The organism is Anaeromicropila herbilytica (genome assembly GCF_016591975.1).
Taxonomy (GTDB): Bacteria; Bacillota; Clostridia; order Lachnospirales; family Lachnospiraceae; genus Anaeromicropila; species Anaeromicropila herbilytica.
On the sequence record NZ_AP024169.1, the window covers coordinates 1,686,641 to 1,712,838 of the forward strand.

The 26,198-nt window shown below is 29.1% G+C and carries 18 protein-coding genes; 17 read left to right on the plus strand and 1 reads right to left on the minus strand.

What is annotated here, in order from left to right:
- Positions 1-2: 2 nt before the first annotated feature.
- The 12 genes from bsdtb5_RS07220 to bsdtb5_RS07275 all read left to right on the plus strand — a co-directional run bounded on the left by bsdtb5_RS07220 (position 3) and on the right by bsdtb5_RS07275 (position 19,137).
- On the plus strand, positions 3-1,478 hold the full coding sequence (locus bsdtb5_RS07220; protein ID WP_271715361.1) for a restriction endonuclease subunit S: 1,476 nt from the start codon (positions 3-5) through the stop codon (positions 1,476-1,478).
- Between the two features lie 32 nt (positions 1,479-1,510).
- Positions 1,511-2,566, plus strand: coding sequence for a hypothetical protein (locus bsdtb5_RS07225; protein WP_330611962.1), 1,056 nt, complete (start codon positions 1,511-1,513; stop codon positions 2,564-2,566).
- Positions 2,563-3,618, plus strand: coding sequence for a hypothetical protein (locus bsdtb5_RS07230; RefSeq protein ID WP_271715363.1), 1,056 nt, complete (start codon positions 2,563-2,565; stop codon positions 3,616-3,618). The genes bsdtb5_RS07225 and bsdtb5_RS07230 overlap by 4 nt, the downstream gene beginning before the upstream one ends.
- A 58-nt stretch (positions 3,619-3,676) precedes the next feature.
- On the plus strand, positions 3,677-7,735 hold the full coding sequence (locus tag bsdtb5_RS07235) for a hypothetical protein (RefSeq protein ID WP_271715364.1): 4,059 nt from the start codon (positions 3,677-3,679) through the stop codon (positions 7,733-7,735).
- A gap of 2 nt (positions 7,736-7,737) precedes the next feature.
- Positions 7,738-8,547: a hypothetical protein gene (locus bsdtb5_RS07240; RefSeq protein WP_271715365.1), complete on the plus strand. Its 810-nt coding sequence runs from the start codon at positions 7,738-7,740 to the stop codon at positions 8,545-8,547.
- Positions 8,534-9,694, plus strand: coding sequence for a hypothetical protein (locus tag bsdtb5_RS07245; RefSeq protein WP_271715366.1), 1,161 nt, complete (start codon positions 8,534-8,536; stop codon positions 9,692-9,694). Before bsdtb5_RS07240 ends, bsdtb5_RS07245 begins: the two co-directional genes overlap by 14 nt.
- A gap of 11 nt (positions 9,695-9,705) precedes the next feature.
- Entirely contained in the window at positions 9,706-10,719 is a 1,014-nt protein-coding gene (locus tag bsdtb5_RS07250) for a PDDEXK family nuclease (RefSeq protein WP_271715367.1), read from the plus strand.
- A gap of 24 nt (positions 10,720-10,743) precedes the next feature.
- Positions 10,744-12,432, plus strand: a complete 1,689-nt coding sequence (locus bsdtb5_RS07255) for a helicase HerA domain-containing protein (RefSeq protein WP_271715368.1) — start codon at positions 10,744-10,746, stop codon at positions 12,430-12,432.
- On the plus strand, positions 12,425-13,066 hold the full coding sequence (locus bsdtb5_RS07260) for a hypothetical protein (protein ID WP_271715369.1): 642 nt from the start codon (positions 12,425-12,427) through the stop codon (positions 13,064-13,066). Before bsdtb5_RS07255 ends, bsdtb5_RS07260 begins: the two co-directional genes overlap by 8 nt.
- 63 nt (positions 13,067-13,129) lie before the next feature.
- Complete coding sequence (locus bsdtb5_RS07265; RefSeq protein WP_271715370.1) at positions 13,130-14,527, plus strand: serine/threonine-protein kinase; 1,398 nt, start codon at positions 13,130-13,132, stop codon at positions 14,525-14,527.
- 56 nt (positions 14,528-14,583) lie between these two features.
- Positions 14,584-14,832, plus strand: a complete 249-nt coding sequence (locus bsdtb5_RS07270; protein WP_271715371.1) for a hypothetical protein — start codon at positions 14,584-14,586, stop codon at positions 14,830-14,832.
- A gap of 66 nt (positions 14,833-14,898) precedes the next feature.
- Positions 14,899-19,137, plus strand: a complete 4,239-nt coding sequence (locus bsdtb5_RS07275; protein WP_271715372.1) for a tetratricopeptide repeat protein — start codon at positions 14,899-14,901, stop codon at positions 19,135-19,137.
- 185 nt (positions 19,138-19,322) lie between these two features.
- Here bsdtb5_RS07275 and bsdtb5_RS21775 read toward each other — a convergent pair whose 3' ends face one another.
- Positions 19,323-19,469: a hypothetical protein gene (locus bsdtb5_RS21775; RefSeq protein ID WP_330611963.1), complete on the minus strand. Its 147-nt coding sequence runs from the start codon at positions 19,467-19,469 to the stop codon at positions 19,323-19,325.
- A 629-nt stretch (positions 19,470-20,098) separates the two neighbouring features.
- On the opposite strand from bsdtb5_RS21775, the gene msrA reads away from it, so the two are divergent.
- The 5 genes from msrA to bsdtb5_RS07305 all read left to right on the plus strand — a co-directional run bounded on the left by msrA (position 20,099) and on the right by bsdtb5_RS07305 (position 25,989).
- Positions 20,099-20,629 carry a peptide-methionine (S)-S-oxide reductase MsrA gene (gene msrA / locus bsdtb5_RS07285; protein WP_330611964.1) on the plus strand — a complete coding sequence of 177 codons (531 nt, stop codon included), beginning with the start codon at positions 20,099-20,101 and terminating at the stop codon, positions 20,627-20,629.
- 92 nt (positions 20,630-20,721) lie between these two features.
- Entirely contained in the window at positions 20,722-21,603 is an 882-nt protein-coding gene (locus bsdtb5_RS07290; RefSeq protein WP_271715373.1) for a CAP domain-containing protein, read from the plus strand.
- A gap of 395 nt (positions 21,604-21,998) precedes the next feature.
- Complete coding sequence (locus bsdtb5_RS07295) at positions 21,999-23,183, plus strand: tetratricopeptide repeat protein (protein ID WP_271715374.1); 1,185 nt, start codon at positions 21,999-22,001, stop codon at positions 23,181-23,183.
- Positions 23,184-23,195: 12 nt separating this feature from the next.
- Positions 23,196-24,440 (plus strand): GTPase HflX, encoded by a 1,245-nt coding sequence (gene hflX, locus bsdtb5_RS07300; RefSeq protein WP_271715375.1) that lies wholly within the window; start codon positions 23,196-23,198, stop codon positions 24,438-24,440.
- 475 nt (positions 24,441-24,915) lie between these two features.
- Complete coding sequence (locus bsdtb5_RS07305) at positions 24,916-25,989, plus strand: hypothetical protein (protein WP_271715376.1); 1,074 nt, start codon at positions 24,916-24,918, stop codon at positions 25,987-25,989.
- The last annotated feature ends 209 nt before the right edge of the window (positions 25,990-26,198 follow it).

The following is a 26,198-nucleotide window of genomic DNA, read 5'->3' on the forward strand; positions in this document are numbered from 1 at the left end:
ATTTGTATTATAAAATATTATCGAAAATACCTAGTGCTGTTTTGATAGATAGTAAACAGATAGAGGATAAAATAGATCCTAATTATAACAACGCTTTGTATATTGAATATTTAGATAATCAATATGATGTAATTAACTATAGTGTAAGTAAGAATGGTGATATTATTGAGGAATTAACTGATTATACTGCTAACGGAAGTTTTGCATGGCTTAAAGATAATGTGTCATATTCTGATAATACAGGAATTCCATTTGTAAAAATTAAGAATATTACTGATAATGGATTTGATTTTAATGATTTGGTGTATGTTGATATAGATACATATACTAAATTAAAAAAGTCACAACTAAATGGAGGCGAACTATTATTTTCCAAGACAGGTTCTGTTGGATTAACATTAGTTGTTCCTAAGGATTGTGATAAAATGAGTCTTGCTGATAATATTTTTAAAGTAATTTATAAATCTGATATTGATGTACATTATGTAGATGCTTTTTATAAAAGTAAATATGGAAAAATGTGGGTAAAAAGACTGCTACAAGGTGGGGTACAACCTACAATTATAAAAGAAAGTTTTAGGCAGATAAAGATACCTATTCCATCCAAAGAAATTCAAAAATATATAGGGGATAAGGTTAGAAAAGCAGAAGAATTAAGAGAAGAAGCAAAAAGATTAAAAAAAGAGGCTGAAGAAATATTAAACAATGAACTAAATAAGAATAAAGCAGATAGATTTAATATAAAAAATGAGTATATATTTATTAATGATAAACCCAATATTTTATACGTTTCAGAAGAACTGATTGATAATACAAGAATAGAGGCTGTATTTTATAAAAAAGAAGATTTAGAAATAGACTCAAAATTAGTTGAATATAAACATGGATATAAATTATTGAAGGATATATGTGTGAAGATAACTGATGGTACTCATAAGACACCGACTTATATAGAGAATGGAGTAACATTTATATCTTCAAAAAACATTTTGGAAGATGAAATAGATTTTGAAAATGTAAAATATATTTCAAAAGAAGAACATAAAGAAATTTCTAAACGTTGCAATGTGGAGCATGGTGATTTATTATTTACTAAAATTGGACGTATAGGCTATGCAAAAGTAGTACCTGATAAACTAGATACATTTAGCATATTTGTAAGTGTTGCATTGTTAAAGTTGAAAAAAAAAGTAATAGATGAATATTTTTTACAAGTTTTTTTGAATAGTGAGTATGGTAAGAAACAATCTAAAAGACTATCTAAGGGTTCTAATCAACCAGATTTTCATCTTGAGGATATTGGTCAATTGAAAATACCTATATTACCAATAGAAATACAAAAAGAAATAGGAAATAAAATGCGTAAAGTTGAAGAGTTAAAATATGATGTTAGAGTTTTAATTCACGAAGCAAAGCAAGATGTAGAAGACTTAATTGAAGGTAACTTTGACATGTCAAAAATTAAAAAAATTAATTAATATTTTATTTATATAAAAGGTAGGTGAACCTTTTGCTTAATGTAACTGAGTTAGTTAAAAAATTAAATGTCTTATATGATTATGGTGAAATAGATCACAATGAAAGTTTAAACTATCTAATAGACTTAAATTTTCTTAAATCGATTGAAGATAAATTAGTTATTACAAAAAAGTGGATTAATTTCAGCGGGAAAGTTAGTAGAGAAGAGTTTATTTCTTCTCTACTCTGCTACTATCCACCATTATTTATTACATTGCTATTAAGAGTATACACAGAGGCGTGTATTATAGGTAAGAGTGGTGATAGTAAAGCATTATTTGAATTTATTAATAGTATACCTGAATTTGCAGATACAATATTAAAAATTAAACATGAAATTATAGATGAAAATGAAGAGATAAAAGCATTATATCAGGCTGTATTTAAAGGATATCCTCAATATCTTTCTATATTAAGTGAATTGAAAATTATGCAATTAACAGAGGATGTAAGTGATTTAGAGATATTACCTATGGGGGCAAATCCTAATGAAAACTTGATACAAGGAAGAAGAATAACATCTTCGATTTATTTAAAAGGTTTAAAAGATAAGAATAAATTTACTTTAACGCCATATGAATACTCAGATTTCCCAGTTGAAAATGAAGTTGGAGAAGTTTTATCTTACCCATGGAAAACTTTCTTAACTATACTTTCTATGGTGATTTCAGAATATAAAGTTGGAGGATTTGAGGGGGTATCAATAAGACCTACTGATATAACTAATCCTTATAATGTTCAAGAACTTCAACTTTATATATTCAATGCAAAAGGAAATGAAATAAAAGTAGGGAGTTTAAATAATTTTGTATATGAATTTTGTACTAAAAACGATTTATGTTTATTTCCAGATAAAGCACCAGAAACACATAAAGTAGTTTTTGACTTATTAGGAGAGCGTAAAATGGATTTTAAAGATGGCGAATATGTGTTAAATGAAGAGTTTAATGACTTAATATATTCAAAGGATATAATAGTAAAAAATAGATCAAGAAAGTTTAAAAATCTTATTAAAGACTATATAGAAGAGTTGAGGAATACACTATGATAATAAAAATGGGAACAGATAGATTTTGGGTAAGAGTATCTAATATAGAAAGATGGGCTGATATATTAAGCACTTTGCCAGAAAGAATACCATGTAAAAATAAAAAGGATATAGCAAAAGACTATTTGCACTACAAGGTTGATGAAGGCGGAAGAATTATAAATGCGGATGAAGTATATGGGCTTTTTGGAGTAGAAAAATCAAAAACTAGTGTAACTATTGTTGGCAGTAATTTTATAAAAGAAAATGATGATTGTTATGAATTAACAGAGGGAGCAATTAATCTTTTAAATAATTATAAGCATAATGCTGCTTGGGAAAAGACTTTAGGAGAACAACTTTTAAAATATTCTTTAAGGGTAAGAACATTAGCATTAGCATTATTAAATGGTGGTTACTTATACTTTGAAAAAGGCTATATGGAAAATTTTACATCAGCCTATATTAATTATGAAAACATAGATTACCATATATTTAGTAGTAAGTCAGAAGATATAAATATAAATAATTTATTAAATGTTTATTCATCAAAGGTTTTAGGCCCTTTCTGGAAAGAAGAGTTGAATATAATAGATGATGAAATAATTCAAATCCAAGGTGTGAATAAAGAAGAGCCATCATTAGGATCTATGAGTACATACTTAAAGATACCTATGATGCTTTTTGAATATCTAAATTGGCTTAAAGAAGAAGCAGATGGAAAATATATTTTAGATAAGCATAAGATTAAAGAAGATATAAGTGAAGAGATTTTTAATAGTTTAATATTTGATGTTTCATTAGATGATATGGAAGTATTAAAAGAACTTATAGTAAATAATTCAGATGCCAGAGGTTTTTTTTCATTAGAAATAGTAGGTTCTTTCTTAAAAGATAAGATAGATAGCGGAGATGAAAAAAGTTATGATCAGTGGATAGATCATTATTTTATGAGTAGTATTAATGAAGGTAGATTAAGGATAGTTGATCATGAACAAGGGCAGCCAAGACACGGTAGGGGATTGTTTGGGAAAAAAGACTATCAATTAATAAAATTAGAGATTGTTAATTAAGGGGGCATAACAATTAATAATTGTTATGTGCATAATAGGAATACAAGGAGGAAAAATTATGTCAATATGGTCGCCTTTTGGAACTAGTGATTTTCCTTTAAATCAACCAATGGTTGGACAGAAGGAATTTTACAATATTTTCAGGTCATTTACTAGAACTATGAAAACTGCTGGAATGGCAACAATATTTCCACTTATATCTAAATGGGGGATTGGTAAATCAAGGATAGGATTTCAAGTTATATCAGAGCCTTTAGGTATGGATAAGGGATGGATTTTAAATGATGATGGAGAGCAAAAAGAAGTTAGAATATTTAAACCTAACTTTGAAGATAAGGTTCTTCCTTTATATATAAGATATTCTCAAATGTGTCATGAAGATTTGAGAGGAGATGACTGGGTTGCTTATGGTACCTATACTGCATTATCTTATTTAAGTAGAGAGTCAGATGGAAGTATTCAAGGAAAAATAATGGAGTGTATTCAGGATGCATTGTTACCAATGGGTTTTGACAGAGAAAAGTTAAGTAGCATATTAGAAGTAGATAGTGTCAATCTTGATGACTTAGTTATTGATAGGGATAAGTTAGATAGATTAACTCGTAGTGGAATTAATTACATTAAAAAGTTCAATATAGAACATATTCTTGTAGTTTGTGATGAACTTGAAACAGCGGGTGAAATTGCGAAATATGGAATAGAAAAAGATAAGGAGTTACAAAGTAAAATTGATGGAGAAGCCATTCAGGTAATTACTAATGCTATAAAGCATGAAGATCCAAGAAAGAAATATCCTGAAGCAGCCTTTTTACTTTTATGTTCTACTGTAATAGGAGGAAGTATCCAAGGAATAGGAGCATTGGATAGAAGAACAGAAATGTATGAAATGCTTCAAAATTCTTTTGCAGATATATCAGATTTTACTGAATATCTTAATAAAAAGGGAATGATACCTGAATATCCAGAAGGTATTATAGAGGCATCATATACTGTTGCAGGAGGAAACTTTGGTTGGTTCAATGTTATTATGCATAATGTTGATCAAAAAATAGAGGATGAAACTGTAAAGAAGGATACAGGATTTATATTTGAAAATATATTAAATTCAAGTAATAGGTTTAAAGATAGTCTTATTGATAAACCTGCATTTGATTATATACAATGTGATGATAAATTTAGACAAAAAATAAAACATGCTCTTTTAAAACAAATACCTGATAAAAAAGCAAGTTATTCTCAAGAAGAAATTAAGGCTATGCTTGATGCAAAGGATATAGAGGGTGGCAAACTATTTAAGGAGTTTTATCGTGTTAAATTAAAGAAAGAAGATTTAGGAGTTCATTTAACTAAGCAAGGTTATAAGAATGATGTAGGAGATAATTTTATAAATAGTTTTGGAGGAAGTTTTGATCTTGCAGTTTTACTTAGAAGTCTTAAAACTTTTTCTATAAGTGTAAATGAAAATGAATTTATAGTAGGTAAAGAAGAGGAAACATTTATAGATCAAATAAGAATGTTATATCCAAAAGAAGAGGTGGAGGAAGCAGCAAGATATATCTATTCATATGTTATTGATAAATTAGAAATGGATGAAGTAAAGGAAGCAGAATATATAGGGCCAAATTTTGCTTATTTAAGTAGACTTAATAAGAGGTACAGAGTTGAAAAAGATAATTTTGGCTATGTACCAGATACAGAAAAAAATAAAGAAATTGAAAAGTTGATAGCAGAAAGAAGTAAAAACAAAATAGAAGAAGTTAAGAGAGTTCTTTCAGGTGCTTGTAGAGCGTTAGAATTAAGTTATCCAGAGGAAAGTTTCTATGCTATTAATGGAGTTGATTGCGTAAGAACAAAGGTAGAAAATGGGCCTTATCTTGATGTGCATGGTGATAAAATAGTAGATATTATTTGGGGAAAAGATGAAAGTAAATTAAAAGATGTACTTCTTGATAGCAGATTAATGAAGGGTGGAGTCCATCCAGTCATAGTTATTTCTGACTCAATTATAAGTCAAGAATATACAGAAAAATTTGTGAGAGAAAAATATGAAGGTATAGGAAAATGCCTTATTTTTATTAATATAACAAGACTTCAAAAGGATATTTTAGAAGCTATATCTCTCGATAAGGATGTTCTTGATATAAGAGAAAATAAGAACATTATAACTTCTACATTAAGAGAACGAGTAAGAAAAGTAAGAGATTATTTGAAAAATAGAGCAAATGAATGGTTTGAAAGAATAGATAGTGAAGGTTGGGTATTAAGACCTATTATTTATAAAAAGCATACAGATGATCAGATTAAAATTTTGTCTAATGCATTTACGAAGATGCTCATACATGATCTTGATTTTGAAGAACTTGGAAGTAAGAAAGATTATAGGCTTTCAGATGGGGAATATACTGAATTAAAGATGGCACTAAAAAATGTGTCCATAGGAAGAATAAATGAAGGCCAAGGATATAAGGAAACAGGCTTATTTATAAAGGAAGATGAAAATAAATTTACTATAGACATTCCAAGTTGTGTAAATAGAATGTTAAAGTTTAATGCAAATAGTAATAAAGCAATAAATGAGTATGAGGATAAATTTTTCTTTAGTCTTGTAAAGGAAGTTAAACCAAAGAAGGTAATAGAGCAGTGGATAATGTTTATGATTTCAATAAATCTTTTAATAAAAACTCAAGATGGATTTATTGGAAGAATATCATCTTATGAACTGAATGGTAGGTATTCATTAGTTAAAAAATGGCTTGATGATGACTGCAAAAAAGAAATAGAAAGCATGAAGAAAGTAATTAATGGGCCATATCTTAAAGTTCTTGAAGAAAACCAAATTCCATTTTATAAGGTACGACTTCAAGAAGCAGAAAAGATTAAAAATAGCATTAAATTAGAAATGCTAGAAGAAAGAGATAAAAATATTCATGTTAGCTATAAAGAAATAATCTCAAAAATAAAAGAATTTACAGCATTATGTGATCAAGTATATGACAGAGAAATGTGGAATAATATAATAACTTATAATCCTAATATTATAAAGGATATAAAGATAGATGATAAAGAAAAGCCTTTATGGTTTAGAATAAGACACATTAGGTTATTTATTGATTATATAAATAACTTAAAAGTACCAGCAGAAAATAGTATTCTTGAAAAGATAACTGAAATAAGGAATAGCTGTGTTTATAAAGGGGTTATGCTCCCAATTTCACCTATTACAAATATACTTCAGAAGTATTGCAATGAACTTCAGAATTCAACAGATTATGATAAGATGACATGTACTGGAACAGGCACTATGGTATCCTACATTAATACTCTTGCATATAGACTAAAAGATGGCGATTTTAGCGGTTCTGCCAAGCGGATAGAAGAAATTTTAGAAGATTGTGGATTAGAACAATTAGAAAATAATGACCTGAAATGGTCAAATGATAACGGGATTATAGGCGAATATAAGAATCTTTATAAGAATTTTAAGTTTATTATTGATGGATACAAGAAAAAAGCAGAAAGTGAAAAATGGGTTCATTATTTTTCAGATGCTCCAGAACATTTAAAAGATAATATAGAAGTTAAGAATTTAAATAACTGCATTACGGAAATTGACATATTTATAAGTGGAGGTTTTGAGCAGGAAATAGAAGATGGTGAAGGGGATATGCTTAGTAAACCAAAACTTTTTCTTGAACTACTTAAAAAGAGAATTGAAGATATGTATCAAAGAGTTGGAGTTGTAGATGGATATAAGAATAATGTAATGAATTTAGCAAAAAGCAAAAAGAATGATTTTAGAGATGAAGTATTAATTTCAACTATTGATAAAATTAGGTATATAGAAGGCAAAACTCCAGTTTCTATAGAACTAAGAATGGATGAATATCCAAAAGAAAAGACTTATGAAGAAACAAAAAAAGCCATGGAAAATAAAATGAGTGAATTAACCCATGAAGGTGAGACTTTCTTTAAAACTTCTTCTAAAACTAAAAAAGTAACTTTTGGTTTTTATAAAGGAGTAATCGAGAAAAATGGGGAAATTGATTGGGATAACTATTCAGAAGAGATGAAAGAATTAGTGGATGTTAAGTTGATAAAAATTAAAATAGAGGTGTAGAAATGCTTATACAGATACTAGAAGAATATAAAACTAGAACTGAATATAGACTTTTAAATAATTTTTGTAATTATGAAATGGTAAACATTAATGCACTAAAAAAAGGAACTTTAGTTTTATCTGGAATACTTCTTAATAAAATGAAAAAGGAAGAGATAAATACTTTAAATTTATGGCTTGAAAATAATAGTAATCAGTTGATTTTATTACCAGCATGGGGTGAGATTAATTTATCGAATTATTTTACTACTTCTGTAGATATTAAGGTAAAGAAAACTGAGAGTTTCTTTAATGGTATACCTATAAATTATGGTATTGAAGCAGTAGTAAAGGATAAAATGTTCTGTGAAAATGGAAAGAACTTCGGAATAAACTATAGAAATAATTTAAGCAGTGGTCTAATAACGGTGGTAACTCTACCGTTATTAGATTACAAAATGATGGATTTTCATGATGAATTCAAAATTTATTTTGATAAATTAATTCAAAATATAGATTGCGTTAAGGAAATTTTGGAAGAAAATGATGATGAAATTGATATAGATAATGTACATGTTTTCTTAATAATACTATCATCAGCCAAGGTACAGTTAAAGAACGTAATGGCTTCAATCATATTTAAATACTTTGGAGCAAGATATGAGGAAGAATTATTAGTTAGAAAATATAAAGAACTAGTTTCAGGTGAATATATAAATGATGAAAAATTAACCGATAAAGGTATGAGAGTAGTTAAAGAAAAAAATTTAAGGGCTTTTATTAATGTAATAAAAGAGAGGAAGGAGAAGGAGAATGACGATGGATGGAGTTAAGCAGGGGGAAACTACTATATCACAGAGCATTGTTGCGAATATTCAATTAGGACTTCCAGCAACAGTTTCTAAGTTGTCTGCAAAAATGAGATTTATAGATAGAGTTGCTCCTACTTTAAAAGATGGAGGGGTAATCAGAAATATTGAATTAATAAATCCTGTTACTATTAATGCAACAGGAATAGCATGTTCAAGTAGGACATCTAATGCTTTTGGTGGCATACTTTATGTTGCAGGAGCAGTAAGGCAAGATATTTTGATTAAAGATGGTACAATCTATAAAACAAGTCAAGAGAGCAAAGTTGAAGTAGATGAAATAGATGATTTAGACAGTCAAAAGAAATTGAAATTTATAGATATTATAAATGTATATAAGTTATTAACTGAACTTATGGAGCAAGATGAAAAGCCAGAACTAGTGCTTTTAGAAGTTCCAATATTACTTGAAAGAGCAGATGCTCCATTAGACACCAGAATGGATATAGTTAATATTTATAACAAATGTAGAAAAGTGATATTAAAATTTTGGGAGAAATATAAGGATGATGTTTATCCATTCAATAAAAATGGAGTCAAGATTGCATCAGTAGGCAATAAGAGATTTGGGGCTGTTATATTTGCTCTTAGTGATGAAAATATGAAGTATATACCAGATGAAATAGATAAAAACATTACAGAAAAAATCGGCGATTTGATGCCTAAACTACAAGAGGTAGGAATTAAAAGATTAATGACAGGTATTCTTGTAAAAAGAACAAGAACAGCGGCCTTCCAGTATGATGGAATAAATAAAGATAGCAGACTTGAACCAGAACAGTTAAGAGACATAGGACTTATGGGTATGCATATAAAGGCAGGAAATGCTACATCACCGTTACTTGTAGAGGTTCTTGGAACTGTTAAGGATTGGAATACAGGGATGCTTGATGAATTGGCTTCACAAATTATATCATTAATAACATTTGATCAATCAAAAGCATTACCGATGCCTTTATGGTATGCAAAGTATGCATTAAGGCCTTTAGAAGCAACTGATAACGGCAAGAATAGAATACTTGAATATTATAAGGTTCAAGCAAGAGAGTCACTGAAAAATGAAGAATTAGAGAGCATATGGAAAGAGAATTTAGATGTATTTGAGGAATAGGGGGATGCTAAATGCTATTCTATTTAGATGATAGTAACAAAAAGCAATTAAATTCAGTTAAAAGAATTAATCTTGCATCAATAAATTGGAGAGAAAAAGATTTAGAGGATTTGATTGCACATAATATTAGCAAGATTGTTTCTGAAAGCAGTTTAATGACTATATTTCAAGAGCGAAAGGGAAAAGAAGAGCCTGATATTATGGCTTTAGATAGAAGTGGAAGTTTATATTTATTTGAATTAAAACGATGGAAATCAGATAAAGAAAATTTATTACAGGTATTAAGATATGGTCAAATATTTGGACAAAGTGATTATAATGTTTTAAATGATTTATATAACAAACATGGGAAAAAAGGAAAAGAGTTAATAGATGATCATAAGGAATATTTTAATTTAGGAAAAGATGAAGAAATAAGAAAGGAAGATTTTAATAAAAAACAACATTTTTTGATTATTACTGACGGAACAGATACGGAAACACGACAAGCAATAAATTATTGGAAAACAACAGGATTGTGGATAGACGCAATTATTTATCGTGTATATGAAACCTTAAATGGAGGTAAATTAATTGAATTTAATACCTATAGTCCAGAGGAAGATGTAATTGAATTTGAGGAAGGTTGTTATATATTAAATACTAACACAAAAAATACTCAAGAAGATGATAAAGATATGATACAAAATAAAAAGGCTGCGGCTTACTATGATCCTTGGAAAACTAAAATAAATAAAATTCAAAAGGGTGATAAGGTTTTTTTATACAGAAATGCTACAGGTATTGTTGCTATGGGTAAGGGAAGTGGAATTGTTAAAAAGAAAAATTACCATAATTTACATACAGAAGTAAATGAAGAATATTATACTGAATTAGAAGAATTTATGATACTGAAAACTCCGCTTAAACCTGATGAAATTAAACAAATAACAGGAGTAAATTACAGGTTTATGTCTACTATGTTTGGGGTTGGACAAGAAAATGGAAATAAAATATGGGAGTATATTATTAAAAATAGTATTTGATATAAGAGAGGGAAGTGATTATTTGTGAAAGATAAATATATAGGAAAACTGATAGGGAATACAGGTAATCCTAATGATTTAAAAATAGTATTAGAAAATAGTTTTTCTGCTAAGAGAGGCGAATTTGTAAAGATAAGACATACTGAGTCAGAGGAAGAGGGTGAAACCTTCGTTCTTGGTAGAATAGTTTCTATAACAAGAAATAATATTCTTTATAATTCCAATATGGGAGAAGGACTTTCAACTCTTGAAATATTACCAGGAGCAAGTATAACTGGGGAAACCTTATTTGGGGGTATTGAACTTGTTGGATATAGGGATAATAATGGACAAATTAAAATTCCTAGAAGGCCTTTAAATCCTGGGGAAAAGGTTTATGGTGTTGATTATGAGTTCCTTGCAAAATTTTATAAATTTGATGAAAATACAAGCCTTAATATAGGAAATTTAATTGGATATGATAAAGGAAGTAATATAGTTCCAGTATATCTTGATGTAAATAAACTTGTTACAGAACATCTTGCTGTTCTTGCTATGACAGGTTCAGGTAAATCTTATACGGTAGGAAGAATTATTGAAAGACTTGTAGCAGAGATGAATGGAACAGTTATAGTCTTTGATGTTCACGGAGAATATGGAAAGGCTTTTGAAAAAGGTGAAGTACATTTTAATAAGGATCTTAGTTTTATAGAAGATGAAAATGAAATAAAGAGTCTAGAAAGAATTCAAGAAAGATTTATAAAGTTATTGAATGCAAATGGAGGGATAAAAGTTTATACTCCACAAATGGAGTCTTTTGATTATAAATATAGTGGTAAGAATAATCATTTAGCTCTTCAATTTGATAGATTTGATATGGATGATTTAGCATCAATTCTACCAGGACTTACAGAGGCTCAGGAAAGAGTTTTAGATGTTGCTATAAGATATTGGAAATCAAAATATAGTAATCCTCCAAGAGATATTCAGGATTTAACATATTTACTTTCAGATGAAAGAGGGCTTGAAGAATTAAAGAATTGGGATAAATTAACGGAAGGTGAAGCAAAAGCACTGAATAATAGAAGTGCTGCTGTAGCATCAATGAAACTTACAAGGGTAATAAATGAAGCAAAGAGTTTTTATACAAGAGCAATAGGAGAACCAACAGATATATACAGAATGGTTGGAGAAAAAGGAAATAATGTAGGTAGACTTGTAATAATAGATTTACAAGGATTATCTGATGATGCAAAACAGATTATTACAGCACTTATATCAAGTGAAGTAATGAGAGCAGCAGCAGATAAACTAAGACAGACAAGACCTTGTTTCCTTGTATATGAGGAAGGACATAATTTTGCACCAGCAGGTATACCATGTATATCAAAAAAAATAATAAAGAAGATTGCAGCAGAGGGAAGAAAGTTCGGTACAGGTTTTGCAATAATATCTCAAAGACCATCAAAACTTGACCCAGATGTTACATCTCAATGTAATACTATTATTACTATGAGATTAAAAAATCCTGATGATCAGAGATTTATTGCAAAAACTTCAGATATGTTCTCTAAGTCAGATATTGATGAATTACCATCTTTATCTACAGGAGAAGCCCTTATTTGTGGTAGATCTATCCCAGCACCATTACTTGTTAAAGTAGGAACTAAAGCCTTAATACATGGTGGAGAATCACCAGAAGTAATAAGGGAGTGGGGAACGTTTAATGAATAAAAATATGATAATATGTTTTATAAAGGAGGAATTTAAAGTTGGTGGTATTAGGAATGAAATGTTTCCTATGATGACTAAGTTTGGAGTTAGAGATTACTCAGAGACAGTACATTCATTAGGGTTAAATTACATTACAGCAATAGGGAGATGTATTGAAGAAATTGCTGCTGTTTCTGAATGTCCAGTTTATCCTCATAAAGATAATAATGTCTATAGTGAGTGTGTTGCAGAGGGATTAGAAGCATATGGAGATAAAATAAGTGAGGTAAGACCAGACTCTATATGGTTTTCAAAGGAAGATAATCGCCCAATCTTAATATGTGAATTTGAAAGATATGAAAAAAATAAAAGAAAAGACTTAAAAGTAAAAGAGAAAATAGAAAATTTACTTATTGCCTATCATCAATTAGGGGGTAATATACCTATAATTCTGTTTGTGTATTGGAGTTATGCAGCTGAAAATCCAGGGGACATAGATGAATATATTTCTATTTTTGATAATGGATTTAGAAAAAGTAATGGTATTTATATCCCAGGAATAAATGGAGTAAAGACGGCCTATTTAATTTATAGATGTGTTGCGACTGGAAGCAGTGAAAATCTTAGATTAAACCAATGGGTAGAGGTAGGATAGACTATGAAGAAAAAAGCAGTAAGTTTCCAAGCTCAGATTGATACTAATATTGGTAATAAATATTTGTTAAAAGAGTTTATAGATGAAGGTTCCTTTGGAGCAGTATGGAACGCTATAAATCTTGAAAGTAATGAGATTGTAGCATTAAAAATACCAAAGGATCAGGAACGTGGAGATAATACTTTATCTGAGGGAAAAGAATTTATTGGAAGTTGTCATAAGAATGTAGTAAAAATCAATTGGATGGGACGAATAGATGGATTATTTTTAATTGAGATGGAATATTTTAATGGACATAAATTATCAGATGAACTTAGTGAAACAGGGTTTAAAAGTCCAAGAACCTTTGAGGAAATATATAAGTTGTTTTTACAGATACTTGATGGAGTAGAATATATACATTCAAAAAATATATGCCATGGAGATATCAAACCACAAAATATATTAACTGATGGGAAAATAGTTAAAATAACGGATTTTGGAACAAGTAAATTAATAGAGGATTTATTTATAAAGACAATTGATGGTGGAGGGACATGGGCTTATATGTCTCCAGAAGTAGCAGGTTCAAATAAGAGATATTTAAATTCTGATATATATGCATTAGGGGTGTTACTATATAAGTTTCTTACAGGTAGAACCCCACATGAAACTGCAAACCAGTTAATAAACAATATTCCATATCCAAGGCCAAGAGAAATAAATGATAATATATCACCTGCTGTTGAAGATGTTATTTTGAAATTACTAAAAAGAGATCCAGAAGAACGATATAAAAATGTGTTTGAAGTTAAAAGAGACCTAGAGAATACTTTTAATGAAAATAATAACTTAATATACTATAGTAAAAATGTTAAACAAGAGACTTATGAGAAAGACTGGATTGAGGGTGTAATAGGTTTTTATAAAAATAGTGAATATGGTAATGCTGAGTTGATGCTTAGAAGTGAATATGAAAATGGTAACAGATCACAAGATATCTTATACCATATGGCATATACCTACTATAAACAAGGTAGGTTCTTCGATGGTGTGGATACTTTAAAAAGAGTTGAGCTGAGCAAGGTTGAGGAAATTAGAAAAAATGCATTTGAAGATGATTTATTATATTTAAAAGGAAGAATATTTTTTGAACTAAAAAAATATGATGAAGTCATTAAGTGTTATATAAAACTTAAAGAAAGAAATTCAGAAAATTTAGATTACAGATATAAACTTGCATGTGCTTATGGTTTGAATAATGAGCAGGAAGCAGCCATAGAGATATTAGAAGAAATAAATATACAAACTCCTGGTATGCTTTGTATAGTAAAGAAACTTGGACATGCTTATGATCAAATGAAGGAATATAAAAAAGCAAGAGCTTTTTTATATTTTGCTTTAAGACTCAATCCTGATGATAAAATTATAAGAAGAAGATTGGATGAGTATGACAAGTATTTTACACTTTTGGGATATTAATACATGTATGTTTGTAAGCTCCAAATAATCTACCCGTTTAGACTCTAGCAGATTTTGTGTTAAAAGAACGACTTGATAAAGTTGTTAATCCGCTTACAAAAAAATATTTAAAAGAAGTAATAACAAGTTATAATAGTGGTCAGTACAGAACAGCTATAGATACAGAGAAATGTGTAGCCTCTGGATACTATAGCATTCCTATAATATTTATAATGGGAACTGTAATTGAATTTAAGAAAGTGGTGAGATATTGGAAGAAGAACGACTTATCAAGATTTCAAAGAATCTTTCAGAAGAAGAGATAATAGAACTATTAAATAAAAATGCATACTATTATATTCATATTAAAATGTTTGTGAGGATGGAAACAGATGATGAGAAATCACTTATTATTAAAAGAATTTAATTTAAAATTTAAATATGACATGCAATTATCCTCTGAATTAATTATTGGCTGTACACTTTTGCTGATGTTTTATAAAAGTTCTGAAAAAAAAATAGTTAATATTTACGTTTTAAGTAGGATGCAAGTAAAAGATATTTATAAAGAATTACCCTTTGAAGTTAATGTGGTGTTGGATGAATATAATTTTAAAAGAAATATTAAGAAAATAGATACACAAACTTTGCAAGATATTTATGATTTTTGTAATGAGCACATCCTAAATGAAACATCCTCTTTCTTTGGTATTTTAAAAATTTTGTTAATTGATTTTGATTGGCTCAATACAAAAATTGAACAGGATAAAATTGATAAATGTATTTCAGCGCTTAATTTATTAAATTTGCGTCAGTTTAAAGAGCTTCTATTGTTTTCAGATAAATTTAATAATACTACGATATCAGAGTTACTCACTTTGTTATTATATATAGGTAATTTCGATAAAATTCATATCATTTGCTTCGATAATACTTTATTTGATTATGATGTTAGTGTAAATAAAATAATAAAAGCATTGTTACAAGATTTAGAAATGACTGAAAGTGAATTACGAGAGATTGTGACCACTAATATAATTGAGATTAATCACCCACATATGAACTTTGATTTTCTTGATAACTTTATCCTGAATAATTGTGAAAATCAGTTTATAATGGTTATTGGTATTAATAGATTTATAAGCTATAAAAAAACAAGTGATATTACAGTTAATATTATGGACTCTCAACTTCAACTCCATCATTCGGAAAATATAGACTGGGTTAATTTTGTAAATCACTTAGATAAATTATTTTCCTATGTAAATGGGAAAAGTAGTTGGTTGACAGTGGTGTATAATGATGAAAATCTTATTGATAGGGCAGTGGAAATTGTAACTGAGTTATCATTTGATCTAAAAACTTTTGATATTGCAGCCGATCACTTTACATATACTGATAGCGATAGAAATATTTTATATAACAAGTTATTTGAACAAATTGAATTAAATAACGAATGTGACTTTCTCAACTTAATTGAGAAAAATAAATCAAGTATTTCAGACGAACACATTGTTAAGTTAAATTCATATTTTCATTTGGCAAATAACGATTACATTAATGCAATATATGCGCTTGAAACATTACCAGACGATTCAAATCTTGCGAACAAATTCTTATTAGGTACTCTTTATAATAGGACAGGCTGTACAGATAAAGCTTTTTCTTTATACCAGGATATATACAGCAAGGATAAATTTTATCCAAATCTAATCAATGAGATAATACTGTCATTGGAACATTGTGGTGATGAGATCAAATTATTCGAATGGATTGAAAAAGGTCTTGAACTCAATCCAGATGATATTTTGGTTCTAACCCACTTAGGAAACTATTATTCAAGAAATGCTATGTACTTAAAAGCAGCTAAAACTTGGGCTAAGCTCTATGAATTAACATATGAACCTTTCAATAATCTTCTTAGAGAAATAAATATTTTATTAAGTGACATTAAAAACACATCAATGGAAATTATAAAACTTTGGTTGGACGAAAAAATTGTTCAATACGCTCAGTTTAAAGATGAAATATATTATAGGATAGGTTTGATAATCTACGACGAAAAGCGTAAAGATGATTCTCTTCCATTCTTTGAAAAGGTAATTTCAAAATTTGATAATAGTATTACGTATAATACATCATTGAAAATAGTTGAATTACACCACAGGAAGTGTTTTAGATTTACTAAAAAGGAAATATCTGATCAAGAAGCTTTAGGTTTTATAGAAGTACTTATAAATAATATCGTTACTCTTACATATGGTTCAAAGACTGTTTATATTTGGAGCAAATATATTGAAAATACTTACTCATATAGCACTTGGAAGAAATATTTAAATGAACTATTATTTAAGTATTTGTGTATTTGGGAAGAAAAAGTTTTTGATGACGATCATAATAAAACGATACTAAATATAAATGAAAATTCAGAATTAGAAAGTAAATTTGAAATAATTGGAAAAATGTATATGCCCAATTTAGAAAGCTGTAGTCTAGATGAAAGATTACTATTAATGTTGGTACAAGCGCAGACCGAGGCATCAAAAGGTAATCTTCAAATGTCTAATGACGTAGCATTTACTTTTTTTAAACTATCCCATGATCTAAATAATGAATATAAGAATGTTGCAATTTCTTTTGGTCTATTATCTTGGTCGAATACTTGTTTTAAAATTGGTGCGGTAGTAGAAGGTATACTTTCATTCATCGCAGCAATGAATCAAGGTATAAATATTAATGAATATTATCTTGCAATGAAATTTTATATGATTAATATTTTTGAATATTTATATGATTCATCTAACGATTTATTTCTAAATTCAGAACAAAAGAAATTGTTAGAAAGATATTTTACTTTACTTGATTATCCGAAAAGCTTATTTTTCTCTATTACTAAAGAATATGATAAAGTATTAGAGGTAGAGTCCAAAGAAATAACTAATTTTATAAATCTGAAGAAAAAATTCAATACTCAATTAATTATTAATTTTAAAGATAATGATTTCAATTATATTTTGCATATAGATAATCTCATAAATTCTTACTTTATGAGCGGGAACATAAAAAATGCAATATTTTATATTGATACATTCTATTCAACTTTACTGTTAAACCTGTCTGAACATCAAGATGTACTTCATAAATTTGTAATTAGATGGGCTGAAATATATGCTATGGACTCTAATTTTGATAAATCAATTGAATTACTTTCACAGGCTGTAGATGCAATCGAAAAATTGCGTAGAGTATCTCATAAATCAGAACGGTCGTTTTTAGGAAGTGAGCTAGACAAAACTTATAGAAAAATTTTATTATTGCTATGTAGAAAAAATGGTAGCAAGAAGGATTTTGTATTGAATCTATCATGTGTTAACGCAATTATAAATTTAATACCAAAATCAATAATTGAACAGAAATATCAAAACTATACAGTTTTTCTTAATGATGATTTAATTGTTAAGGAAAAACGATACAACCAATTATTTAATATCATTGAAAATATGAATAATAAAACATTAAGCAATCCAAATTACAAAGAAAAAGTTGAAGAATTTTTATTTCTCAAAGATATACTTGAAAAAAATCATCCAAACTATAAACCATTGCCTACTTATTGCTTAATAAATAATACTGAAAACAATAGTTTTTTATCCATTAGTGCCAAATTAGAAGAAGGAGAAATATTCTACAGAAATGTTTTAGTTGGAGAATTTATTCTTCATGTTACAGTAACAAATCACATGCAACAGGTTGTAACTGAAAAAATTGACTTATCTATGCTCTCAATACTTCAAAAAAAATTAGATAATTTTATAAATGCGAGCATATATGAATTGGAAAAGGAAGTAGAGACTGAATATACGGATCTTTTTGAGGAGATATCTTGTACACTATTTAAACCACTTATTGAACAGTTGGTTGATTTTTCAACACTTTATTACATGCCAGATTTGACGCTGACTCACATTACGCCTAACTTTTTAAGGACAAAAGGTAAGTGGATTATAGAAACTTTGAATAACATTGAGCTGGTTATAGACTATAATGATATTGGAAAAACCAAATTTAATACTTCGCAAGAAACGGAGTGTAATTATTTTGTATCGGATTCTTCAATCGGATTATTACCATCAATTAAAAAAACTTTATCTAGTATAGGCTATTTCAAGGAAGTATTGCCACGAAGCGGGAATATAATTGTTGACAAGCAATTAAAAACATTTGTACTTGCTGCACATGGAATTTCCAACCAATTTGGCGAGGAATACTATGGTGCAAAGAATATATCACTATCTAAAAAAAAGCAAGTAGATTTATCAGAGTTTATCAATATTTATTCAAATATTGATAATATGATAGTACTTGCATGTAGTGGGGGTACACCTACTGAAGATAGAATAGAGTGTGATAATGGTGTTTGGGCCTCTTTATTTAATAAAGATATTAAGTTTATACTTTACTGTAAATGGGATGTCTCCACAAAACATACAAATCTTATGTTGTCAGAAATTCTGGGTTTTATGAATAATTCAGATGTATTATTAAGTGAAGCGTTAATAAAAGCTCAGAGAAACTTTACTTCTATCAATCCTGTTCTTTGGGCTGGATTGGAAGTGTGGAAAAATCAATAATAACATCCCTTTAAACAAAAATTTATTTTGGAAAAACAATTTTTCAAAAATTATGCGTATACAAAATAAATGTATTCGTTAATCAAACAATATTTATGGGAACTCTAAGTAATTATGACGGTTATCCATATAACGGAAGAGCGGGTTTTGTCTAGAAAGCCATGGTATTAACTGAACATCATAGCTCAAGGATTGGATTTTACAGCTGCTTGTAATTTATTAGTAGTATCTTGCGTACCATGCCCAGATATATCAACGCTCGGAATTAATTGTTGACGTTCCATAAAATCAGTCGTCTTTAAAGCTTTATTAATATCGTCCCTGGTATACAAAGTACCCGTAACATATCCTTTTGGAGGATTACCTGGAATTGTCTGATTCCACAGATAAGCAATTCTTGTAGTCCCATCTAGATTGATGAAATCCGGATGGGAATAGTCAATACCAGAATCAATGGTACAGCCCGGACTTCTGGTGGTAAATCTAAGGCAAGGTTAAGTTGATTTCCTATTTTCTGACTATCCAAATATATGCTCCTAATAGAATGATTAGTATATTGTATGTATCTATTATGGTTTGAATACATAGGCGATGTAAAAGTTTCAATCATGGTAATTTATATATTGTTCGGCTTAAATATATCGAGTATCATATAGAATTTTTAACTGCAAGTTTGTTTTATTAAAAACTTGTAATAATATATAAGAAAACAATAATATTATATGAAAATATAAATTTTGACACATAACATCAAATACATTATAATGCCTATATGAATATAAACTGATAAGTTTAGTATGATATATTAAATTATACCCGTGATTTAGATATCGCCTATGGCGACAGATGGGGCTAATGCAGAAGAACATACAATTCACACGTTGAATCTAGTCTGTGAGCAAGTCGTGCGCATGGACGCAAGTATGTATTAAAAACGATTGAAAGGAATGGGAAGAGAAAGATGGATCAAACAGTTAAAAAAGGATACAAGGATATCTATTTAGCAGGAGGATGCTTTTGGGGAGTTGAGAAATATTTTGCCTTGATCAAAGGAGTTAAGAATACAGAAGTAGGTTATGCAAATGGAAATACGGAAAATCCTACATATCAAGAGGTATGCAAAAATAACACTGGTCATGCAGAAACAGTAAAAGTAACTTATGATTCCGCGGAGGTTTCGTTAGATTTTATCTTAAATATGTATTATGATGTCATTGATCCTACCTCGGTAAATAAACAAGGTGGAGATGAAGGTATTCAATATAGAACAGGAATCTATTTTACAGAAGAAGAGGATGGTAAAGTAATTCTCAATTCAATCGCAAGATTAAGTGAAAAATATAATGAGCCAATTAGAGTAGAAGTGTTGCCTTTAGAGAACTTCTATCTAGCAGAAGAATATCACCAAAATTATTTGGATAAGAACCCTACTGGATATTGCCATATTGGAGCTCATAAGTTTGATAATGCTCGTAAAACAAATGAGAATTAATAGGAAATACAACAAGTAATTACCATAGTAAGGATATACTAAGTGTGAAAACCTAATCTTGTAAATCGGAGTGTAACCTAAGGAGGTTAACAATGAAGAATAAATCTAGATTAGTTATAATAACTTTGTTATTAATTACATTATGTAGTGTTTCAAGCTTGGAAAATGGTGTAACAATTGCCTCTGCTGCTATGAATTATTCAAGTACTGCTGTTTTGGTCAAACCAACATTTACGACTACTAATCGTACTAGTAAAAGTGTAACATTAAAGATTGACAATGTGAATGGTGCTACAGGATATCGAATTTATCGATCCTATGCAAAGAATAAGAAGTTTGTATTTGTAGGATCAACGATGGATGAAACTTTCGTTGATAAAAAAATAACCGCAACGGGAACTTATTATTATAAGGTTAGAGCTTATTATTCTTTACATGCTAGAAAAGTATATAGTTCCTTTTCGGATGTTCAGCATGTTGCAGCTTATGTGAAAGTGAATACAACTAATCTAAATGCAACTAATCAAGTAAAGAGTACACGAAATAGTGTAGGAACAAATAGTACAACGAATCAAGCAAATCAGACTTCACCTGTAACTAAACCAGCATTCGCACAACAAGTATTAGATTTAATTAATGCAGAACGTAGTAAACAAGGTTTAAAACCACTTGCGACAAATAATAATATAACAGGTGCAGCTAATGTTAGAGCAAAAGAAATTGTAACTAGTTTCTCTCACACTAGACCAAATGGTGCTTCACCATTCACAGCATTACAAGACTATAATATTAAATATAGTACAGCTGGGGAAAATATAGCATATGGACAGCCAACACCTCAAGCGGTGGTTACTGCTTGGATGAACTCTCCAGGTCATCGTGCTAATATTATGAATGGTTCTTTTGGTAACGTTGGAATTGGAACTTATGTTAAAAATGGTACCATTTATTGGACGCAGTTATTTACAAACTAAAACATTTATTATCATGCGTTAATGAATAGTAAAGTGAATTATTATGGTAGACACTCTGATTATTACAATAGAATAAGAGGTATTAAGCCAATAAGATATAAGAATGTCTTATTGGCTTTTTTCGGCGATTTAAAAGTTTCAATCATGGTAATTAATATTCTGTTTCGACTGAATTTATGAAGTATAGTATAGATTGTAAAATGGGAAGGATAAAAGAATAGAATTAATTAAGAAAAACTTACCATGAAATGAATTGATTATTGGAAATACAACTGATATACTAAAAATAATTTGAAATAAGAGGAAGCAAGATGGCAAATAGTTCAATTAACTAATTTGACACTTTTTCTTTGAAAAATAGGTCATAAAAATATAGAAAGGCAATAGGTATCGAAATGTTTAGTAAGAGAAAAACAATACAATTAGCAATAAGTATTGTTACATTGTGTATCGCAATAAGTGGATGCAGCTTAAATAAAAATGCAAAATATTATTACAAAGAAGGTATGAAATATTTTAATGAGGAAAATTATAAAAAGGCAGAAGAAAATCTTGAGATAGCGGTTACTAAAGATAAAAATAAAGCAGAATATGTACTTGGACATGCTTTTTCTTTAATAAAAATAGGTGATTATTCAGAAGCGATTAATCAGTTTTCTAAAGTGATTCTTGATAAGAATAATAAAATCGTGCTAGAGAATAACAAAAAGGCTTATAGAGGTATTGGAATCGCTTACTTCGAATCTTCTGATTATAAGAAAGCATATGAAGCATTCAATAAGTCAATTGACATTAAGGAAATGAATGATTTGAATCTTGATATCACGTATTATATTGCAAAGTGTGAAGAAAGATTGGGTCTGTATAAAGCGGCAGTTAAGAGTTATACAACTCTAATAAAAGAAGATAAGGAAGATATTAAAAATTACTGTTCTAGAGCATATTCTTACGAAAAATTAAAGGAAAATGAAAAAGCGCTAAGCGATTATAATAAAGCAATTAAACTGGATAAGAAGAACTATGATGTATATTTTCTGAAATATTTCTTCGTACTAAATACAAAGGGAACTGACGAAGCCAAAGAGGTACTACAGGATGCTCTGAATATAAAAAGTAAAGAGAGCAATTCTTATAATCAAGGGAAAATCTATTATTATCTTGGAGATTATAAAAAGGCAGAATCTAAGTTACAGAAAGCATTAAAAGAGAAAAACGATAACGCAAATTTTTATCTAGGAGAAATCGCTTTTGGGGATAAAGATTATAACAAAGCAATAAAGTATTATGAATCTTATATTGGGAATAATTCTGTAATAAAATCAGGTACCGCATATAATCAGTTGGGGGTTAGCTACCTTACGGTAGAAAATTATGAGAAGGCATTGCTAACTTTTCAAAACGGAGTTCGACTTGGAGATCCAGAAACAATAAAAACATTAAAATACAATGAGATTGTAGCCTATGAAAAATTAATTCAATTTGACAAAGCACTTGTGAAAATGAAAGATTATCTAGCAAAGTATCCAAATGATGAAAGTGCGCAGAAAGAATATGAATTTATTAAGACTAGGGTTCAATAATAGGAGGTATATATGGCAGAAATGATAGATAATAAAGAAAAAGAAGAACGTGTTATCTTAGTATCCGTAGCTACAAGCGATGGAGACGATACAGTGAGTTCTCTTAATGAGTTAGAAGAACTAGTAAAGACGGCAGGAGCTACTACTGTAGCAAAAATCATTCAAAACCGTGAAACAGTTCATCAAGGAACCTATATTGGAAAAGGAAAAATAGAAGAAGTTAAGCAATTAGCATATGAACTAGATGCAACTGGAGTTATAACCGATGATGAATTATCTCCTGCTCAGTTAAAGAATCTAGAAGATGCATTACAGATGAAGATAATGGATCGAACAATGATAATCCTTGATATCTTTGCTTCAAGAGCATCAACGAGAGAAGGTAAGATACAAGTAGAATTAGCTCAATTAAGATATCGTTCTTCTAGATTAGTAGGTCTTAGAAGTTCTCTATCAAGATTAGGTGGTGGTATTGGAACTAGAGGACCTGGTGAGAAAAAGCTAGAGATTGACCGAAGATTAATCGGTGATCGAATATCTCTATTGAAAAAAGAACTAGAAGACGTTAAGAAAAATCGTGAAGTTGCTAGAACGCAAAGAAGTAAGAATTCAATTCCAGTGATTGCTATAGTGGGATATACGAATGCAGGTAAATCTACACTATTAAATACATTAACGAAAGCAGGAGTACTAGAGGAGGATAAATTATTTGCAACACTTGATCCTACTACAAGAAATCTAGTATTAGATAGTGGTCAACAGATATTACTAACTGATACGGTAGGATTTATAAGAAAGCTTCCTCATCATTTGATTGATGCATTTCGAAGTACATTAGAAGAAGCGAAATATGCAGATATTATCTTACATGTTGTAGATGCTTCGAATTCAGAAGCTGATAAACACATGTATACAGTTTATGACACTTTGAATAATCTTGGTGTGAAAGATAAACCAATTATTACTGCATTTAATAAGATTGATCGTCTAGAAGAGAACTTCTCAATGAAAGATTTTAAAGCAGATAAGATAGTGAAAATATCCGCGCGAGAAAAGATAGGTTTAAATCAATTACTTGATACTATTGAAGAAATGTTAAGGGAGCAAAAAGTCTTAGTTGAGAAAGTGTTTTCTTATCCAGATGCAAGTAAGATTCAAGTAATACGTAAATATGGCCAGTTGTTAGAAGAAGAATACCAAGAAGATGGAATCTATGTGAAAGCATATGTACCTAAAGATATTTATTTAAGTTTATAAATCATGCTATTTGTTTAAGGTAAGTCTAAGATTAGACTTGCCTTTTTTTATTTCATAGTAAATTGCTCTGAATTTTCTATGAAATAAAAAAATGTAGCTTTTTTGCGACAACCCCAAATTTATACAATTTATGAAAGCTTTAGAACATATAAAAATAATATTTAATCAGGAGGATATGAGAGATGAAAGTATTAAATGAAAAGGTGGTATGAAAAAGAAAGCTATAAAATTACTGTAGGTCAATTTGAGGGATTTTATTATCTACTAAAAATAAATTAAAGATCACAAAAATAAGTTAGAGATTAGCTAACACCAATATTAGAATAACTAAAAAGTTAGGATAGGTAGGTGGTGTGTGATAATGGATCTATTCTCTATATAGTAAATATAGCATATAGAAGATTATGTAAAATGGTGATATTCTTGAATATATATTAAACAATATTATATATTTGTATTGCGTTTTGGAGGGGCTATGAAAGTAAATACAGATACATTAACTTATTCTACAAAAGATTTACATACTATTTATAATGAATTTTTGAAGTTAGAAGAAAGCCTAAGTAGCGTGAGAATATCAATAAGTTATAATTTTTCAATAAAGCAACAAATTGATGCTCAATTAGAAGAAGTAGATAATATGATGACCATCATAGAAAATGGAATATTAAAGATGGAAGAATCATTAAAAACAGCTTCCAAGATGTATCAATATAATGAGAATAATATAGTTGATTATTATCTGATGCTAGATCAAATGGTTAAGGCAGCTGAAAAGGGATATCCATTAACTTTTGATCCAAATAATGAGTATGGTGGGGACCAAGGTAGCCCTAAAAATACTTATTCTAATGGTGATAAAACATTGGAAGATATTATTAAAAAATACTATCCTAATTTAACTAATACTCAAATACGGGACTATCTAGATAAATTAAATAGTGAAGGTTGTGGCTATGTAGCGTTGGTAAATACTTTATTTAAACAATATGAGGGAAAAGAAGATGAGTTTGAAAAAAATTTTGGTTTTCCTATGTATAGTATAGATAGTTCTGGAAAGAAACATTTGAATTTTGATTATGTAGTTGCTGATTTTTATGCATCAGAAGATAACCACAATGATAAGAATTTTTTATTCATTCATTGGGATGAGAAAGATGATTCGGAAGATAAGTATAATGAGAAAACGAAAGTAGTAGAGGGAAATGGTACGACTTCAGAAGATAGAGAATATCGTTGGGAAAGATATCTGGAAAATCATAATATAAAAGGAAAAGTAGAAGATGTAAAAATAACTATAGATAATTATGATAAGTACTCTAAAAAAGGAGATGTTGTTATTGCTATAAGGCCTGTGCAATTAGAAAATGAATTTGGAGAAACTGTGGTAAATGATAAAACAAACGGTCACGCCATGACTGTAACAGGTGTGACGAAAGATGGACGATACATTGTATCATCATGGGGTGAAAAATATTATGTGAACCCAGATAAGATTGAAAATCAAAAAGATTCTTATTTTGATTTTCAGTTAGTAAGCTATAAGTAACTAAAGGTAAGGAGTGAATGAATAGTGTTTAAATACTTCTTTGATTAACAATAGATTAGTGTTATCAATATAGTTCACACTATTGTTTTAAGCGGAACTAGAGGTACCTTTATGAATTTAATGCTAATTGGGAAAGTGTTGAAAGAAAAATAGAAAAGTAATGCCAAATATTATTTTCATAATCACTTATATTGTGGCAGTGAAAGGGT